At 71.7% G+C, this 16,825-nt stretch carries 13 protein-coding genes; 2 read left to right on the top strand and 11 right to left on the bottom strand.

Annotation, left to right across the window (positions count from 1 at the left end; translation table 11 throughout):
- The 10 genes from ACFC96_RS11715 to ACFC96_RS11670 form a co-directional block, all read right to left on the bottom strand.
- Window positions 1-975, bottom strand: coding sequence for an acetylxylan esterase (locus ACFC96_RS11715; RefSeq protein WP_376253275.1), 975 nt, complete (start codon window positions 973-975; stop codon window positions 1-3).
- 2 nt (window positions 976-977) lie between these two features.
- A complete protein-coding gene (locus tag ACFC96_RS11710) occupies window positions 978-3,350 on the bottom strand; it encodes a polysaccharide lyase 8 family protein (RefSeq protein ID WP_376611732.1) in 2,373 nt (790 codons plus the stop codon).
- Window positions 3,351-3,427: 77 nt separating this feature from the next.
- A complete protein-coding gene (locus ACFC96_RS11705; protein WP_376611730.1) occupies window positions 3,428-4,501 on the bottom strand; it encodes a DUF1565 domain-containing protein in 1,074 nt (357 codons plus the stop codon).
- On the bottom strand, window positions 4,498-5,118 hold the full coding sequence (locus ACFC96_RS11700) for a DUF624 domain-containing protein (protein WP_376611728.1): 621 nt from the start codon (window positions 5,116-5,118) through the stop codon (window positions 4,498-4,500). Before ACFC96_RS11700 ends, ACFC96_RS11705 begins: the two co-directional genes overlap by 4 nt.
- Window position 5,119: 1 nt before the next feature.
- Window positions 5,120-7,105, bottom strand: a complete 1,986-nt coding sequence (locus tag ACFC96_RS11695; RefSeq protein WP_376611726.1) for a hypothetical protein — start codon at window positions 7,103-7,105, stop codon at window positions 5,120-5,122.
- A gap of 1 nt (window position 7,106) precedes the next feature.
- Window positions 7,107-8,897 (bottom strand): heparinase II/III family protein, encoded by a 1,791-nt coding sequence (locus tag ACFC96_RS11690; RefSeq protein ID WP_376611724.1) that lies wholly within the window; start codon window positions 8,895-8,897, stop codon window positions 7,107-7,109.
- Window positions 8,885-9,649: an SDR family NAD(P)-dependent oxidoreductase gene (locus ACFC96_RS11685; protein WP_376611722.1), complete on the bottom strand. Its 765-nt coding sequence runs from the start codon at window positions 9,647-9,649 to the stop codon at window positions 8,885-8,887. Before ACFC96_RS11685 ends, ACFC96_RS11690 begins: the two co-directional genes overlap by 13 nt.
- A 61-nt stretch (window positions 9,650-9,710) precedes the next feature.
- Window positions 9,711-10,586 (bottom strand): carbohydrate ABC transporter permease, encoded by an 876-nt coding sequence (locus ACFC96_RS11680; RefSeq protein ID WP_340459658.1) that lies wholly within the window; start codon window positions 10,584-10,586, stop codon window positions 9,711-9,713.
- The gene (locus ACFC96_RS11675) at window positions 10,579-11,550 is read right to left on the bottom strand and encodes a carbohydrate ABC transporter permease (RefSeq protein ID WP_376253292.1); all 972 of its coding nucleotides are present in this window, start codon (window positions 11,548-11,550) and stop codon (window positions 10,579-10,581) included. Before ACFC96_RS11675 ends, ACFC96_RS11680 begins: the two co-directional genes overlap by 8 nt.
- 12 nt (window positions 11,551-11,562) lie before the next feature.
- A complete protein-coding gene (locus tag ACFC96_RS11670; RefSeq protein ID WP_376253295.1) occupies window positions 11,563-12,834 on the bottom strand; it encodes an ABC transporter substrate-binding protein in 1,272 nt (423 codons plus the stop codon).
- Window positions 12,835-13,099: 265 nt separating this feature from the next.
- Here ACFC96_RS11670 and ACFC96_RS11665 point away from each other — a divergent pair, with 265 nt between their 5' ends.
- Both ACFC96_RS11665 and ACFC96_RS11660 read left to right on the top strand, forming a co-directional pair.
- Window positions 13,100-14,164 (top strand): LacI family DNA-binding transcriptional regulator, encoded by a 1,065-nt coding sequence (locus ACFC96_RS11665; RefSeq protein WP_376611720.1) that lies wholly within the window; start codon window positions 13,100-13,102, stop codon window positions 14,162-14,164.
- A 112-nt stretch (window positions 14,165-14,276) separates the two neighbouring features.
- Window positions 14,277-14,927, top strand: coding sequence for a TetR/AcrR family transcriptional regulator (locus ACFC96_RS11660; RefSeq protein ID WP_376611719.1), 651 nt, complete (start codon window positions 14,277-14,279; stop codon window positions 14,925-14,927).
- Here ACFC96_RS11660 and ACFC96_RS11655 read toward each other — a convergent pair.
- Complete coding sequence (locus tag ACFC96_RS11655) at window positions 14,916-16,736, bottom strand: serine hydrolase (protein WP_376611717.1); 1,821 nt, start codon at window positions 16,734-16,736, stop codon at window positions 14,916-14,918. The two genes, ACFC96_RS11660 and ACFC96_RS11655, sit on opposite strands and share 12 nt — an antisense overlap.
- Window positions 16,737-16,825: the final 89 nt, after the last annotated feature.

Here is a 16,825-nt window from a genome sequence, read left to right as displayed (position 1 = left end):
TCAGGCGGCCAGGGCGCCGCGCAGCGCGGCGATCTTCCGCGGCAGGTCGTACTCGGCACCTCCCTCGTGACCGTTGTAGGGGAACACCTCGATCTCGGCGGGCCCCGCGTAGCGGTGATAGGCGGCGAACACGGTGGACGACGGGCAGATCCTGTCCATCAGGCCGACCGAGAACCAGGCGGGGCAGGTGGCGCGCGCCGCGAAGTTGACCGCGTCGACGTACGACAGTGTCTCCATCGCGGTCTCGACGCTGAAGCGGTGGCCCGACAGCCAGCGCGCGATCTCCGCGTAAGGCCCGTTGTCCGTGATCTGCGAGGCACGCCGGAAATGGCACAGGAACGGCACGTCCGCGACGGCCGCGGACAGGTCGTCGCGCAGTCCCGCGACGGCCAGGGCGAGCCCGCCGCCCTGGCTGCCGCCGAGGACGGCGACCCGTGAGGCGTCGACGCGCGGGTGGGCCCGGGCGGCGTCCACGGCCCGGACGGCGTCGGTGATGAGCCGCCGGTAGTAGTGCCGGTGCGGGTCCTCGACGCCCCGGGTGAGGAAGCCGGGCGAGGAGGAGCCGTGGCCCTCGGGCGCGATGTCGGGGGTGTCGGCGGTGTTCTTGCCGCCGCCGCCCTGCCCGCGGTTGTCCATCACGAGGTGGGCGAAGCCGAGCGAGCTCCAGGTCAGCCACGAGTAGGGGATGCCGCGTCCGCCGTTGTAGCCGATGTACTGCACGACCGCGGGCAGCGGCTCCGCGTGACCGCGCGGCAGCAGCAGCCAGGCCTTGACGGGCTGGCCGCCCCAGCCGTTGAACGTCACGTCGTGCACGTCGACCGTGGCGAGGCCCGCGTCGTGCGCCGCGAACCGGGCGTCCAGTGGATGCCGGGCGGCCTCGTCGAGAGTCTTGGTCCAGAACGCGTCGAAGTCGGCGGGTTCCTCGGGCTCGGGACGGTAGTCCCGCAGCCGGTCGAGGGGCATGTCGAACAGCAAGGTCAGCTCCTGGTGAGGGTGAGGGCGAAGGTGGCGCCGTGCGCGCCGGCCGTGTCGACGGTGACGCGTGTCCCTGCGGAGGTGCGCTCGGCCCGTACGCCGGTGTCGGCGCGAGCGAGGGTGAGACCGCGCAGCGCGAGGTCGAGCGTGACGCGGTCGCGCAGCTGCGTGGGGTCGCTGACCGCCACGGTCACGCTCTTGCCGTCGGGCCGTACGAGGACGGAGGAGGGTCCGTCGGCGGACACCTCGCCCGCCCGGCCCCCTGCCCAGAAGTTCGCGGCGAGCAGCCCGTCCGCGCCGCGCCGCACGGCGTGCACGGACGCCGTCGTGGCCACGGGGCGCACGGGCGGCGCCAGGGAGAGCCGCCGGGTCCGGTCGGCGGACGCGCCCGGCGCCTGGAGCCAGCAGTACCCTGCGTCGGTCGGCGCCGTCCCGTGTTCCTGCCACAGCGTCAGATACGGCCGTGTCACCGGGGTGTCGGTGCCGTACTTGAGGTTGATCTCCCGCCAGGTCGCGGTGCGTTCCTCCCGCAGGGCCCGAACGCGGGTGGGGCGGGGGAAGACGTAGCCGCCGGTGCCGGCGAGGTGCAGCCAGCGGACGCCGGCGAGTTCGCCGGATCCGTCGAAGCGGTCACCGTCGACGGTCAACTGCGCCTGCGGATCGCGCAGTTTGCGGTTCTCGACGATCGTCTCCGCGTCGCCCGCGTCCGCGCTGACGCCTGATCCCATGTGCACGATCACGTCGTCCAGGCAGAACCAGCTCTTCAGGGCGCGCAGTGAACTGCCGTAGGCCCGCAGCTCCATCCCGTACGAGCCGAGCGTCGTGCCGGGCAGCGCTGCGCCACCCGCCCAGTCGGCCGTGCTGGTGGTGCGCTGTCCCTCCGCGTCGGCCGGGCGCCCGGTGAGGACGGTGGTGCCGGGCAGGCGCTTCGGGTCGACGGTGGGCCAGTAGTCCTCGCTGTAGTGGCCGAGGTCGTCGTCGTGCAGCAGCGTCATGCCGTCGGACAGGTGCCAGCCGTGCAGGTTCTCGTTCTGGATGGACTCGTAGTTGTAGATGCGGGTCGAGTAGGCGGAGACGCCGAACGTGAAGGCGGGCCTGTGATGCACCGCCTTGTCCATCCGCGGGTACTGACGATGCGTCACCAGTTGTCCGCGGGGCGGCACACCGGAGCCGAGCACCTCGCGCGCGGCCACCAGCGAGGCGAGATCGGTGGCGGCGAGGAAGTCGCGGTAGGTGTCCTCGGTGATCCACTGCTTGAGCAGCGCGGTGAAACGGTCGGTCTCCGCGGCCGGGACACCGGGCAGCAGGCGCAGCACGGCCTCGATGACCGTCTGCGCGGAGACGTGTCCTTGCTTGCTGGAGCGCGCGATCTCCCGGCCGCAGACCGGCGCGAGCATGTCACCGCGTGCCATCAGCGGGTCGAACCCCTCCGTGACCCAGCGCCGCACGTTGGCCACGTCGGGGTCGGTGACATCCCACGGTGTGGCGGCCAGGAGGTGGAGGAGGCGGGAGAGGTTGCCGAGGAGTTCCTTGCCGTAACCGCCGTTGTAGGGGTGCTTGTAGTGCTGGAGGAAGGAGCCGTCGGAGTAGAAGCCCTCGCCGGTACCCGTCTGGTCGTCGTTGAAGGCCAGCACGCTGTTCGCGCCGGCCCCCTCCACGTCCGACAGCGCGTCGCGGACGCGGGCGAGCGTGTCGGCGTCGTCGCGGAGCACGGCGTTGACGGCGACGACCGTGCAGATCCACACGCGGTTGGCCCCCGTGGCGATCTGCCGGTCGGCGCGCCACAGATTGGGGTCGGGCGTGTAGTGGCGCACCGCGGACGTGACACGCGCGAGCCGGTCCGCGCCCAGGACGTCATGGAGGAGGACCGCCGCGTCGTTGAGGGCGAGCGCGCAGCCGATCTCCCAGTCCCAGTCGTTGTCGAACCGCGTGAAACCGGGTCCGTAACGGTGGTCGAGCATCCAGTCCACGCCGCGCAGCAGGAGGTCGGCGGTGGCGGCGTCGGCGTGCTGCGGGGTGCCGGGGACGGCCCAGGCGGTGGCGAGCGTGGCCAGCCGTTTGAAGGAGGTGGTGACGTGGTTGGACACGGTGGTGCTGGTCAGGTCGGGCCACAGGCCGTCGGTGCGGCCGGGGTCGAGGCCCTGCGCCGCGGAGGTGCCGGCGCGGCCGATCCGGGCGACGGCGTCGGCGATCTGCGGGTCGGCCGGGTCGAGACCGGGGCCACCGGTGAGCAGGCCCTGCCAACGGGCCAGCAGAGAGGCGGCGCCGGGGCTCTCCGAGGCCCGCGCGAGCGGCATGGCGACGGGGAGCCCGGTCAGGGCAAGGGCGGTGGCGCCGCCGATCAGGACCGTGCGTCTGGAGGCGTGCGGAGTCATCAGGGGACCTCGCGAAAGGTGGGAGAAGGAGAAGGAGAAGGAGAAGGAGAAGGAGAGACGAAGGGGGCGGTGAGTGCTCAGGCGGGGCAGGGACCCGTCGGGTCGTACGCGCTGCCGTAGGTGCCCACGGCGTCGCCGCCCGTGTTGCCGCTCATCTTGTTGGTGCAGACGGGGCCTTGGGGCGTGCGCATGAACTTGATGCCGCCGCCCGCGTTCCCCGTGATCGTGTTGCCGTACACGCTCGTGTCGACGCCGTCGGTCGCGGTGTCACCGCCGAGGCGGATCCCGGCGCCCGTGTTGTCGTGCACGGTGTTGTAGCGGAAGATGTTCCCGCTTCCCCGGGCGTCGAGGCCGGCCGAACTGGAGTCGCGCTGCTGGGAACAGTCGTTGTACTCGACGTAGTTGTTCGTCGAGTTCTCCTTGAGGTCGACACACTCGTTGCCGCGCGTGGCGATCGTGTTGTGGTCGATGCGGTTGTTGCGGCTCACGTCGGGCGCCGCGTCCGGAGCGCCGTTGTCGCCCTGCTGTTCGGGGGCCGTGCCCAGATAGACTCCCTCGCCGTTCTTGCCGCCCGCGCCGAAGCGGAAGTCGGCGACGCCGCAGTCGGTGATCGTGTTGCCCGACACCTCGGCGCCCGTCACGAGATAGCGCAGGCGCAGACATTCGTCGGCGGCGTTCTTGAGCGTCATGCCGGTGATACGCAGCCCGCCGACGCCGTTGCCCGGCGTGGTGCTCATGACGTAGACGAGCTTGAGCCGGTAGCCGTCCAGGGACGTCGACGAGCCGTGCAGGCCGTCGACGGTGAAGCCGTCGAGGACGGTGCCGTCGTGCTGCACCTGGATGACACGGGCGTTGCCCGCGCCCTTGACGACCGCGCTCGAAGGGCCGGTCAGGGTGACGTTCGCCCTGCGGGTGACGGCGTCCTGCCGGTACGTTCCCGCGGCGAGATGGACGACCGCGCCGGACGGGGCGAGGTCGAGGGCGTGCTGGATCGTGGCGAGGGGAGCGGACGCGGACGTGCCGGCGTCGGCGTCACTGCCCGAAGGGGCGACGTAGTACGCGGTCGCCGCGGCGGCGGGGTGCGCGGGTAACGCGAGCGGGGCGGCCGCCGTGACGGCGGCGGCGAGCACGGTACGGACGATGCGGCTCATGCGGGGTTCCTTGCGGTCGGGGACGGATCGGCGAAGGACAGGGCGAGCAGAACGGGCACGCTCGGGCCCAGGAGCAGCGGGCCGAGCGGGACGACGAGCGAGAGCAGTACGGCGGAGACGGCGGCGCCGAGGAGCGCGGTGCCGCGGGCGGGCGAGCCGAAGGACAGGGCGAGCGCGCCGCGGGTCCACGAACCGACGGACGCCTCGGGGGCGAGGCCCGCGCAGGCCGCGAGCGCGGTGTGATGCACCACCACGGCCGCCCCGATCCCCGCCTGCGCGGCCAGGAGGACGAAGGCGTACGGGCTCGAACGGCCCGTCAGGTAGAGGGTGTTGACGACGAGCAGCGCGACGACGCCTGTGGAGAGCAGGCCGTGCCGCCACAGCGACCTCCAGTAGTGCGGAAAGGCCCTGAGCACGCCCGAGAACACACGGCTGTCGCCGTCCGTGCGCCAGCTCTGGAGGGCCCGGGCGAGCGCGGCGAGGGCGGGCAGCCAGGTCACGACCCCGAGCGCGAGCACCGCGAACGCCGCCCCGGCGGCCGCCGGGTACGCGACGAACTCCAGCCGCCGCAGCAGCCCCCGGTCCGCGAAACGGCCCGGTGAGAGAGCGGTCGCCATGTCACACACCTCCGGTGAACGGTTCGGGAACGTCGAGGACGACGTGGCCGTCCACCTCCACACGCCGCGCGGCCACCACGTGAACCGGCAGGCCCTCGCTCACGAGGACCGCCGCCGCGTCGGCCCGCACACCCGCCCCCTCGACGCGCCGCTCCACGGGCGAGAGCAGCACGGTCTCCGACCCGAACGTCACGCCGTGCCCGTGCGCGCAGTCCACCGCCCGTGCGGTGACCCGTGCGCCCGGCTCGATCACGGTCAGGAACGTGGCATTGCGAGCGGCAGGGGTGGTCACCCGCAGCGTGTGCAGCGTCCTGGTGACCGTCAACTCCGGTGTGCTGGAGGTGGGGTTGGCCGTAACCTCGGTCACGCCGGACCGCGTGCGGACGTCGTCGGGCGCGAGCCGGGTCACCGTCGCCCGCGCCTCGCCCGCCCGGATCAGCCGCGTACACCCGTCGTCTTCGGGGACCGTGGGCTCGTCGGTCTGCAGCAGGAACGTCCACTCGCGGGCTGTGCCCTCCTCGGCCTGCGCCAGGTCGAGGAGCACCAGCCGCCCCGACGGCGTGCACACCAGGGTGCGGTCGAGGCGGCGAACCCCGAGGCGAGGGTCGTACATGGCGCCGATCTCCGCCGTGCCATGGGCCCAGCCGCCGCCCGCGAGGACGTCGCGCATACGGGCTCGGCGCTCGTGCGGGATGCCCTCGTAGACGTGATAGCGGTCCTCGTCGGCGAAACCCTGCCCGTCGACGAGCAGCAGATTGTGGTGGGCTGCCCGCTTGCGATTGCTGTAGCCCTCGTCGACCGCGAGGAACGCGCCCTGCGACAGCAGGACGAACGAGCCCGAATCCGGGTGGTGATGACCGGTGTCGAGCGTGTCCCAGCCGAGCTCCGCCCGGTGTTTCGCCGCCGTCTCCCACGCTTTGTGGCCACCGCCGGGCGAGGCCTTGAACGACACGAACGTCGCGTCGTCGGCCCAGCTCGTGCGGGCCGTGACGAGGCCCAGGTCCGGGAAGTGGGCATGGGTGTCCGACGCGGCGGGCGGGCGGGCGCCGACGGAGGGGTCGTACCAGAGGTACTCCAGGTAGGCCTCGGGCAGGATTCCGGGCCGCACCCCGCTGTCGGCCGCCTCGCGTCCGAGCAGCTCACGCCCGACGAGACCGGCGAGCCACTGGGCCTCGCCGATCCCGTACGCGGCGGCGAGACGGTGGTAGAGCGCGGCACTGTGCCCACTGAGCCGGTCGTGGCAGTCGCCGTGTCCCGTCTGTTCGGCGAACCCGGGCGCCGACTGGTGGAGCCGGAAGCGGAACGTGTTCTCCATGAACCCGCCGCGCCCCCACCAGTCGAGACCCTCGCACTCCTGGAGCAGATCGAGGTGGATCGCCAGCCAGGGCACGCCGTAGCGCCAGTACACGACGCCCTCCGCGTGCGAGCCGTCCTCCGGGAGCAGGTCGAGGACGCGTCCCAGATTGTCCTTGGCCCGCGCGGTCCACTCCTCGCGGCCGAGGACGTAGCCGGCGGTGGCCAGGCCCGCGTGACAGATCCAGTTGTGGTTCTGCCAGTACGAGGAGGACCACCAGCGGCCCTCCGTGGCCACCGCGAAGTCGTGCAGGCGCCGGCCCTGCACCATCAGCTTGTACCGCAGGAGCGTGCGTGTCTCGTCGGACAGGGCGTCGCCCAGCCAGTGGTGGGCCAGAGCGAGATGATGCAGGAGCCAGCCCGCGTCCAGGTCGTGGTCGGGCATGTGGGCCCTGCCCCAGTGGGCAAAGCCCGTCGCCGCCCCGATCCAGCGCTCGGCCTCCGCCAGATGCGCGGGGTCGCCGCTCACGCGGTACGCGAGGGCGGGGTTCGACGCGGCCGGGCCGAGCCAGGTGATCGACGCCTCGGGGTGCCGGCGGGGCGGTGCGAGGGCGCGGTGGCGGACGGCCTCGTCCATGAGCCGCCGCTCCTGGAACGGGCGGGGCCCCGCAGGCGGCGTCGCGGACAGCAGCATGTCAGGCCTCCGTCCGGTGCACGCGGCGGGAGCCGTCGGCCAGGGAGACGACCAGGCCCTCCTCGGTCAGCCGGACGTCCGTCACGGCGGGCCCGGCGGACGCCGACTGGTACACCGACGCGAAGACGACCCGCGCCGTGTCCCGGGCGGTGAAGTCGACCCGGGTGCGCTGCTGCTGGGGGTCGTCGGCGGGCCCCGGACCCGGTCGGCAGAAGGGCCGCACGGGTGGGGACGCCGTGTGCCAGCCGTGCAGCAGCTCGTCCCCGTACCAGGTGGTGCGCACCGGACCGGATGCCTGCACCTGGAGGTCGAGGGCGACGCCGGGCCGCAGCTGCGCCGAGATCCGTCCGAGTGCGCCCCGCTCTCCCGTCACCGTGAGTACGTCGACCAGGTGACTGGTTCCCGCCTCGACCCGCCGGACCGCGCGCACCCCCTCGTAGGCCGTGGTCGTCTCGGCCGTGACCGACGTGTCGTCCGCGCTCAGCAGCCGGCCCGCGCACTCGGCCTGCTCGGCGCCGTCCACACGGAACGAGGGATGGGCGGCCGTGGAGGCGTACAGGTCGCGGAACTCCTCGTGAGCGTAAGGGACTTGCCCGGGGTCGGGCTGCCACGGAGCCGTCACCCCATACAGGTACAGGGAGAGCTTGTCGCGGTGGCCGTGCGAGCCGCCGTGCGGTCCGAAGTCGAGGACGGTGTGGACGCCGGCGGCGCGCACGACGGCGTATCCCGCGTCGCCGAACACCGTGACCGGAGCGGGTGCGGAGCGCTCCGGTAGAGGGGCGCCCGTGAACCAGCCGCCGAGGAGGAGGTCCAGGCCGTCGTCCGCGCCCGCGAGATCCGCGCGGGCCCGCGCCGCCACCGCGTCCATGCGTGGCGAGGGCGCGAACTGACGTGCCAGCGCGCAGAGTTCGAGCCACTCCAGGGAGAGTGGGTCGCGCAGATACGGGCCGTCGTGCAGCGCGGGCAGGACGCCGCCGTCCGTGGCGATCGCCGCCAGGACGTCGACCATGCCGCCGAGGCGGGTGGCCACGTCGGCGGGCAGCGCCGAGGGGTCGGTGCCGCGCAGCGCGAGGAGCGCCGCGCGCAGCACGAACCCGTGGTAGTACGTGCTGCCTTCCCACTCCCAGCCGTCGTCCGCGACGCAGGCCCGCAGATGGGCGTACAGGCCCTGCGGGCCCTCCAGCCACTGCTTCGCCCCGTCCCAGGGGACGCCCCGCACGACCGCCGCGGCCCGCCCGGTGGCGATGCCCGCCGCGGTCAGCCACGTCGTGTAGTTGGACGCCAGGTCGCCCCGTGCGACCAGCACGTCCCGGGCGTCGAGGGCCGCCCGCTCCAGTTCGTCGAGCAGGGGGAGGACGGCGGTGAGCCCGGCCGTGCCGCGTGCGCCGAGCGTCCACGTCGCGTGTCCGATGTTCACGGCCCAGATCGCGTCGGTGAGCGCCTGGTGGAACAGTCGGCCGCGCAGCATCCACGGCTGCGCGTCGTCGTGGTGCCGCCCCGCCAACTCCGCGTACAGGGAGGTGTATTCGAGGAGTCCGGACACCGCCTCCGCGTCCTCGCCGCGCTCGGCCAGGACACGGAGGCGGCGGGCCCACGCCTGATGGGACAGGACGGTCCGGGCACCGCGCACGGCGGGGGTGTCCACGCGGCAGCCGCGCGGGCACCGCGCACCGTCCGCGGGGAACACGCCGCCGAGGACGTCGCCGTGGTCGAGCTCGACGCCGTGCGCCGGGCACACGTACGCGTGCCACCAGCCGCCGCGCTCGCGGGGGATCCCCTTCACCGCGGCCATACGCCACCGTCGATGTCCAGGGTCGTGCCCGTCAGGAAACCGGAGGCCGGGGAGGCGAGATGGACCACGGCGGCCGCCACGTCCTCGGGCGTGCCCGCGCGGCCGACGGGGATCCCCGCCTCCATCGCCCGCTGGGCCTCGGGCGCGGTGAACGTGTCATGGAAGGCGGTGCCCTTGATGAAGCCGGGCGCGACCGCGTTCACCGTGACGCCCGCCCCCGCGACCTCCTTGGCCAGGGCCTTGGTGAAGCCGCGGATCCCGGCCTTCGCCGCGGCGTACGGCACGGAGCCGGGCCCGCCGCCGTTGTGCGCGGCCAGCGAGGACATGGTGACGATCCGGCCGGCCGCCGACCCGGTCAGGTGGGGGAGCGCGGCGCGGCAGGTACGGAACGTGGACGTCAGATTGGTGTCGACGACCCGCTGGAAGTGCTCGTCGCTCATCTCGGCGACGGTGGCCCGCCCGATGAGATGTCCGGCGTTGCAGACCAGGACGTCGAGACCGCCGAGGAATCCGGTGGCCTCCGCGACGAGGCGGTCCACGTCCGCGGTCACCGTGACGTCCGCCCGAAACGCCTTGGCGCGGCGGCCGAGCGCCCCGATCGCGGCGACGGTCCGCTCGGCCTCCTCGGGCGAGCTGTGGAAGTGCACGGCGACGTCGCAGCCGGCCGCGGCGAGAGCGACGGAGATGGCACGGCCGATGCCGTGGCCGGCTCCCGTCACGAGCGCACGGGAACCTTGGAGATCGACAGACATGGAGACAGGGCCCTTTCACGAGCGAGTGGGGGACGAGACGAAGAGCGGACGGGGTGAGAGGTCACTTGAGGCCGGCGGTGGCGAAGCCCTGGACGAAGTAGCGCTGGCCGATGAGGAAGAGGATCACCATCGGCAGCGTGGCGAGCGTCGTCCCCGCCATCAGGAAGTGCCACTGCGTGCCGTTCTCCGTCTTGAAGACGGACAGTCCAACCTGGATGACGCGCAGGCTGTCGGTCCGCGTCACGAGCAGCGGCCACAGGAAGTTGTTCCAGGACGACTCGAAGGTGAGCAGGGCCACCGTGGTGAGGGCCGGTTTGACCTGCGGGGTCATGATCCGGGCGTAGATCCGGAACTCGCCGAGCCCGTCGAGCCGCGCCGCCTCCTCCAGCTCCACGGGCAGGTCCAGGTAGAACTGCCGGAACAGGAACACGGCGAACGGGGTCACGGCCCCGGGCACGATCAGTGCCCACCACGAGTCGAGCCAGCCGCTGCCGCCCTGGCCGAAGAGGTCGTTGCCGCCGGCGAGCGGCATGAACCGCACGATCAGGAACTCCGGCAGGACCTTCGTGTACGTCGGGATCATCAGCGCGGCGATGAAACAGTAGAAGATGAGGTCGCTGCCGCGGAACCTGATCCGCGCGAGCGCGTAGCCGGCCATCGAGGCGACGAGCACGTTGAGCACCGTGTGGCTGATCGCGATGACGAAACTGTTGCGCGCGTACGTCGCGAACGGAGCGGCCTCGAAGGCGTCGACGTAGTTCCCGAACTCCCAGTGCGACGGCAGCAGTCCGGCGTGCTCGGAGGCGATCTCGGCCGGTGTCTTGAGCGAGGTCAGCACCATCCACGCGAACGGCACGACCATCAGGAGCGAGGTGAGCGCGAGCGTCACGTACAGGGCGACGCGGCCGGGTGACACCCGGGGACGGGACTCAGCCATGGCCACGGGTGCCTCCCATCATCCGCCGGTTGACCAGGGTGAACGCCATCAGCAGGACGAACAGCACGAGGGACTGGGCGCAGGCGTAGCCCACGCGGAACTCCCGGAAGGCGGACTTGTAGATCTCGTACGTCATCATCGTGGTGCTGTTGGCGGGGCCGCCGTCGGTGAGGATGTAGATCTGGTCGAAGGACTGGAACGCGCTGATCATCGAAGTGATCAGGACGAAGAACGTCGCGGGCTTGAGCAGGGGGAGCGTGAGGGAGAAGAACTGGCGCACCTTCGAGGCGCCGTCCACGGAGGCGGCCTCGTACAGCTCCTTCGGCAGGTTCTGCAGCGCGGCCAGATAGATGAGCATCTTCATGCCGATGCCCTGCCAGATCCCCACGAGGATCACCGACGGCATCGCCCACGTCGTGGACGCGAGCCAGGCCGGGCTCTCCACGCCGAAGATGCTCAGCAACGTGGTGAACAGGCCGTTGCGCGGGTTGTAGATCCACAGCCACACGAGGGCGATCGCCACGGTCGCGGTGACCTGCGGCAGGAAGATCGCGGTCCGGAAGACCCCGCGCGCCCGCAGCCCCGCGTTCAGGGCGAGCGCGAGCAGCAGCCCGAGCGCCATGCCGAACGGCACGGTGAAGAAGGTGTACACGACGGTGTTCAGGACCGACTTGCGGAACACGGCGTCGCCGAGCATGTCGCGGAAGTTGTCCAGGCCCACGAACTTCGGTGCGGACAGGACGTCGTACGACGTGAACGCGAGGAACACGGCGGCGACGACCGGCAGGCCGATCCACAGCGCCGCGTGCAGCAGGGCGGGCGCGACCATCAGCAGACCGGCCCTGCGGCGGCGTGCGCCGGGACCGGCGCCGCCGCGAACGGCCCGGCCGCGAGCGGGTTTCGGTGACTCGGGAGGCGAGGGCGGCCGCGCGGGGCCGGTCTTCACCACGGAGAGGGCTCCCACGGTGACAGCCCCTCACATCCGCGCGATGGCGGACTCGGCGAGACGCCCGAGCTCCGCGATCGCGCTCTTCGCGGACCGGCCGCCCACGACGGCGGGTTCGAGGGTCGGCTTGATCTTCTCGCGGATCTCCATCCAGGCCGGGGTGCCGCCTTCGGCGCAGGCGCTGCCGAGGTTCTGCAGGGAGAAGTCGACGAGCTTGTTCTTCTTGACGTACGGGGTGGAGCGCAGTTCGCGCAGCCCGGGCACGGTGGCGCGCTGCTCGGCGGCGGCGAGGATCGAGTCGGGCGCGGCCAGGTACTCGACGAGGGCGCGGGCCGCCGCCGGGTGCGGGCTGCGCGCGGACTGCGTGACGAGCGTCCCGCCGGTGAGCATCGCGGGCTTGCGGTTGCGCAGCACGAACGCCCCGATCAGGTCCTTCTCGATCAGCTCGGGCGTCTGGTCCTGGAGCTGCTTCCACAGGCCGCTGCCGGTCATCATCATGGCGGCCTTGCCCGTCTGGAGGTTGGTGGGAGCCCCCGCGTCCGCGTCGGTCTTCTTCGCGTAGTCGGCCGAGCCGTCCGCGCTCAGATCCTTGAAGAACTGGAGCGCTTCGACTCCTCGTCCGTCGGTGAAGGCGACCTTCTTGCCGTCGGCGCTGAACAGGGAGCCGCCGTTGGCGTACAGGAAGGTCTCCCAGCACTGCCGCAGGTCGATCGAGAACGGGTCGAAGCCCAGCCGGTCGCCCTTGGTCAACTGCTTCGCCATGGCGCGCAGTTCGCTCCAGTCGCGGGGCGGCTTCTTGATGCCGGCGGCGGCGAAGTGGTCCTTGCGGTAGGCGACGAGCCGGGTGGCCATCACGGTCGGGAGGGCATACAGCTTTCCGTCGTAGCGGGACGGTTCGAGGACCCGCGGCTCGTAGTCGTGGCGGGTCGCGAGCGACTCGGGCAGCGGGGCGAGCACCTTCTTCGCGGCGAACGGCGGGATCCAGCCCACGCCCATCATCAGCACGTCGGGCAGCAGCCCGCCCGCGAGCGCGGTGGTGATCTTCTCGTTGAGCTGCGTGTACGTCGTGTAGTCGACGTTCACCTTGACGTCCGGGTGCTTCTCGCGGAAGCCGCCGAGGATCTCCTGCTCCAGGAGCTTCTTGCCGTCGGAGCCTTCGAAGATCGGGGTGAGCAGCGATATCTCACCTTCGGCGGCCCCGCCGGCCGAGCCGCCGGACGAGGAGCCGGTGCCGCAGCCCGTGACCGCGGCCGCCGTGCCCGCACCGAGTGCGGTCAGCAGCAGTCGTCTCGTGAGTTCCATGGGACACCCCTTGTGAGGCGGAGATGGTCAATCGATACAGCGGAGAGTGGCCTGTCAGTGGCCGAGAACGCTGGTAAATCGATGCAGTGAGGCTAGGAGCCGCTCGCGAGGGGCGTCAACAGCCCGTGCACAACAATCTTTTGGGCAGATCATGGGAGTGGACGATCTGCTGAACTCGCGAAACAGTTCTAGTAAATCGGTACACTGGAGTGGAACACTGCACGGGACAGTCGGGAAGTCGCAGCTAGCCGGAGGTGGCACGGCATTGAACGGGGTTACGATCCATCAGGTCGCGGAGGCGGCCGGGGTGTCCGCGAGCACGGTGTCCAACGTTCTCAACGGCCGCACCGACCGGATGCAGCCCGCCACCCTGGCCCGGGTCGAGCAGGCGATAGAGCAGCTGAGCTACCGGCCCAACCGCGCGGCCCGGATGCTCCGCACCGGTCGCATCCAGGTCATCGGCCTCATCGTGCCCTCCGTCGCGAACCCGTTCTGGGGTGCTCTCGCCCGTGAGCTGGAGGCCGTCGCGCTCGCCGAGGGCTACCACGTACTCCTGTGCAACAGCGAGCGCGACCCGGCCAGGGAGCTCAAGTACGGGGAGGAGCTCCTCGCGGACGGGGTGAGCGGCGTGGTGCTGTGCTCCTCCCTCCCCTCGCTCGACCACGTGGCACCCCTGCTGAAGCGCGGGCTCAAGATGGTGGCCTTCGACCGCGCCGCCCAGGCCGGCGACCCGCCGTCGCTGGCCAGCATCAGCGTCGACAACGCGATGGGTGCCGAGCTGGCCACCCGCCATCTCCTCGACCTCGGTCACCGGCGGCTCGCGTTCGTCTCCGGCTCGGTCAACAGCGTCAACCGGCGGGAGCGGCTGCGCGGTTTCCGGTCGGCCCTGGAGGAGGCGGGCATCGATCCGGCCCTGGGCGTGGTCTGGCCGGGTGCGGCCACCAGCGAGTTCGGAGACAAGGAGTCCGCCGAGCTGGGCCGCTCGGCCGCGCGCGAGTTGCTGGCCGCGCCGGAGCCGCCGACCGGGTTCGTCGCGATCAACGACATGTGCGCGATAGGCGTGTGCCGGGGCGCCCGCGACGCGGGGCTGAGCGCGGGCCGCGAGGTCTCGGTGGTCGGGTTCGACGACATCCTGCTCGCCGAGCTCTTCGAGCCTCCGCTGACCACCGTCCGTCAGCCGCTCCCGGAGATGGCCGTGGAGACCTTCCAGCAGTTGCGCGCCCGCATCGAGTCCACGTCGGGCGCCGGGCGTTCGCTCCTGATCCGGCCGCGGCTCGTGGTGCGGGAGTCGACCGCGGCGGCCCCGGAGGGAGGACTTGGTGCCCGGTGAGGTGGGCACAAAGGCCCGTGCGTGCGGGACGTCGGGCCTCTCAACGGCGGTGTGTGCCCGGGGTACGGTCGAGTGACCGTGGGGGGTCGAGAAGGAACGAGGTGGCGCCGTCATGGCTCCTCGCCGTGCGGACACGACGCCGACCCCGACCGAGCAGATGCGGCGCGGTCAGCTCATCGAGGCGACGATCGACCTGATCTGCGACAGGGGCTGTGCCGCGGCCTCCCTCTCGGCCATCGCCCGGCAGGCCGGGATGTCCAAGGCCGCGGTCCTCTACCACTTCTCGTCCAAGGACAACCTGACGCAGGCGACCCTCACGCACGTCCTCGACTCGGTCACGGCGTACGTCACCGAGCGCGTGGCACAGGCGTCCGGCCCGAAGGAGGCCGTCGTCGCCTATGTGCGTGCGGTGGTCGGCCACCAGCGGACGGAGCGGCGCCACGTCCGCGTCATCGCCGAGATGCTCCTCGACCGGCAAAGTGGCGCCGCGTCCTCGGTGGGGCGCTGGGACATGCTGGCCCGGCTGCTCGCCGACGGCCAACGGGCGGGCGTGTTCCGTGAGTTCGACCCGCAGACGGTGGCGCTCGCCGTCGGCGGCGCCATCGAGGGTGTGGTCTCCCACTGGCTGACGCGTCCCGCATTCGACCTGGACGCCGCGGCGTCCGAGCTGGAGACGTTCACGCTGCATGCGATCGAACGTCCCCGGCCCCGCCTGCCCGCCCAGGCGTCCCCGGCGTCGTCGGTGCCGCGCTCAGTCCTCTGAGCGCGACCACCCCACCGCTTCGATCCGTGCCGCGTCGGACGAGCGGTCCTCGTCGAACACCGTCCGGCGGCCGTCGGTGACGCGCACCCCGTCCACGTACACGCCGCGCCCCACGTACAGCTGGTCGGTCGCGTAGCGCCAGCGCAGGCGGACGTCGCCGCCCTTGAAGGCGCCGAGAGCGGCGGTCAGGCGGTGCCAGGTGCGGCCCGACCAGCCGTCGGCCGTGCCCTTGGGGTGCTCCTCGGCGTCCTCTCCCTTACGGGTGGTCGTGAACGGCAGGGGCTGCCAGGTCGCGCCGGCGTCGGACGACACCTCCAGATACAGCAGGTCGGAGTGCGGTTCCGTGTCCCACCACAGGTCGCAGCCGAGGCTCGCCGTGTCGGAGGCGACGGCGAGCGCGGGCAGCGTGAGCGTCGCCGACGTGGCGCTCGCCATGCCGGAGAACCAGGCGGTGCGCCCGTGCGCCGGGCGTACGGCGACGGCGCGGGCGAGATTGTTCCCCGCGGCGACCCGGGGAGCGGAGCCGGATCGCCAGGTGCGCACGGGGTGCACGGAGTTGCCGAGCACGATGAGGAACGAGTCGGTCGTCGGGTCGAGGACGATGGACGTGCCGGTGAAACCGGTGTGCCCGGCGGTGCGTGGCGTCGCCATCGCGCCCATGTACCAGTGCTGGTAGAGCTCGAAGCCGAGGCCGTGCTCGTCGCCGGGGAACGCCTGGTTGAAGTCGGTGAACAGCAGCCGCACCGACTCCTCGGACAGGATGCGCGCCTTGCCGTAGGAGCCCCCGTTGAGGAGGGTGCGGCCGAGGATCGCGAGGTCCCACGCGCAGGAGAAGACACCGGCGTGGCCCGCCACGCCGCCGAGCCCGAACGCGTTCTCGTCGTGCACCTCGCCCCAGACGAGTCCGCGGTCGAGGCCGGACCAGGGCAGGCGCTCGTCCTCCGTCGCGGCGATCTTCGGCTTCCAGGACGCGGGCGGGTTGTAACGGGTGCGGCGCATGCCGAGGGGGCCGGTGATCCGCTCGCGCAGGAGCACGTCCAGGGTCTGGCCCGTGAGCTTCTCCAGGACCAGCTGGAGCGAGATCAGATTGAGGTCGGAGTAGAGGTACACGGTGCCGGGCGGGTTGAGGGGTGCCTCGTTCCAGATGAGCCGGAGCTGTCCCTCCCGCGTCGTCTCCTTGTAGAGGGGGATCCAGGCGCGGAACCCCGAGGTGTGCGTGAGGAGCTGACGGATCGTGATGTCCTGCTTGCCGGCGCCCGCGAAGTCGGGGATGTAGGAGGCGACCGTGGCCTCCAGTTCCAGCTTGCCGCGCTCGATCTCCTGCACGGCGATGAGCGAGGTGAACAGCTTCGACACGGAGGCCAGGTCGTAGACCGTGTCCTCGGCCGCCGCGATCTGCTGGTCGGCGGGGAACTCCACACCCGTGTCGGTCTTGTCGTCGTAGGCCGAGTAGCGCACGGCCTTGCCGATCGGCTGGTGGAGAGCGACCGTGCCGCCGCGGCCGGCGAGCAGTACAGCGCCCGCGAACCAGGGGTGCTTGGGGGAGGGGTCGAGGAACTTCTCGGCGTCGGCGACGAGTTGGCGCAGGTGGCCCGCGATCAGACCGGCCTGTTCCGCAGACCCGCGGCGCAGTGTGGTCGCGCGCGCGTCGGCGTGCCCGGCCGTGTGGGTGTCCGCCGCGGCGGCGGGCCCCGCCGGGAACGGGGCGAGGGCCAGTGCCCCGCTCAACGCCAGTACACCCGCGCCCAGTTGGCGGCGGGAGAGCCCGTCGTCCGTGTCGTGCAGTCTGTCCGCCGCGCCGTCGGTCATGAACGGAACCCCTTCTGAAAGTATCTTTCGGGATCTAGCTCGACGGATGAAACTTTCATGTCAGGTTCCGGTCATGTCAAGCCTCCGCA

Source organism: Streptomyces sp. NPDC055955, assembly GCF_042270245.1.
In the GTDB taxonomy this organism is placed as follows: Bacteria; Actinomycetota; Actinomycetes; order Streptomycetales; family Streptomycetaceae; genus Streptomyces.
Note: the sequence above shows the minus strand (reverse complement) of the source record. Positions and strands in the feature narration are given on the sequence as shown.

Coding starts and splice junctions, on each gene's coding strand:
- ACFC96_RS11705 (WP_376611730.1), bottom strand. CDS start 4,501: ATGAGCCGCATCGTCCGTACCGTGCTCGCCGCCGCCGTCACGGCGGCC.
- ACFC96_RS11670 (WP_376253295.1), bottom strand. CDS start 12,834: ATGGAACTCACGAGACGACTGCTGCTGACCGCACTCGGTGCGGGCACG.
- ACFC96_RS11660 (WP_376611719.1), top strand. CDS start 14,277: ATGGCTCCTCGCCGTGCGGACACGACGCCGACCCCGACCGAGCAGATG.
- ACFC96_RS11690 (WP_376611724.1), bottom strand. CDS start 8,897: ATGGCCGCGGTGAAGGGGATCCCCCGCGAGCGCGGCGGCTGGTGGCAC.
- ACFC96_RS11710 (WP_376611732.1), bottom strand. CDS start 3,350: ATGACTCCGCACGCCTCCAGACGCACGGTCCTGATCGGCGGCGCCACC.
- ACFC96_RS11655 (WP_376611717.1), bottom strand. CDS start 16,736: ATGACCGACGGCGCGGCGGACAGACTGCACGACACGGACGACGGGCTC.
- ACFC96_RS11700 (WP_376611728.1), bottom strand. CDS start 5,118: ATGGCGACCGCTCTCTCACCGGGCCGTTTCGCGGACCGGGGGCTGCTG.
- ACFC96_RS11680 (WP_340459658.1), bottom strand. CDS start 10,586: ATGGCTGAGTCCCGTCCCCGGGTGTCACCCGGCCGCGTCGCCCTGTAC.
- ACFC96_RS11695 (WP_376611726.1), bottom strand. CDS start 7,105: ATGCTGCTGTCCGCGACGCCGCCTGCGGGGCCCCGCCCGTTCCAGGAG.
- ACFC96_RS11685 (WP_376611722.1), bottom strand. CDS start 9,649: ATGTCTGTCGATCTCCAAGGTTCCCGTGCGCTCGTGACGGGAGCCGGC.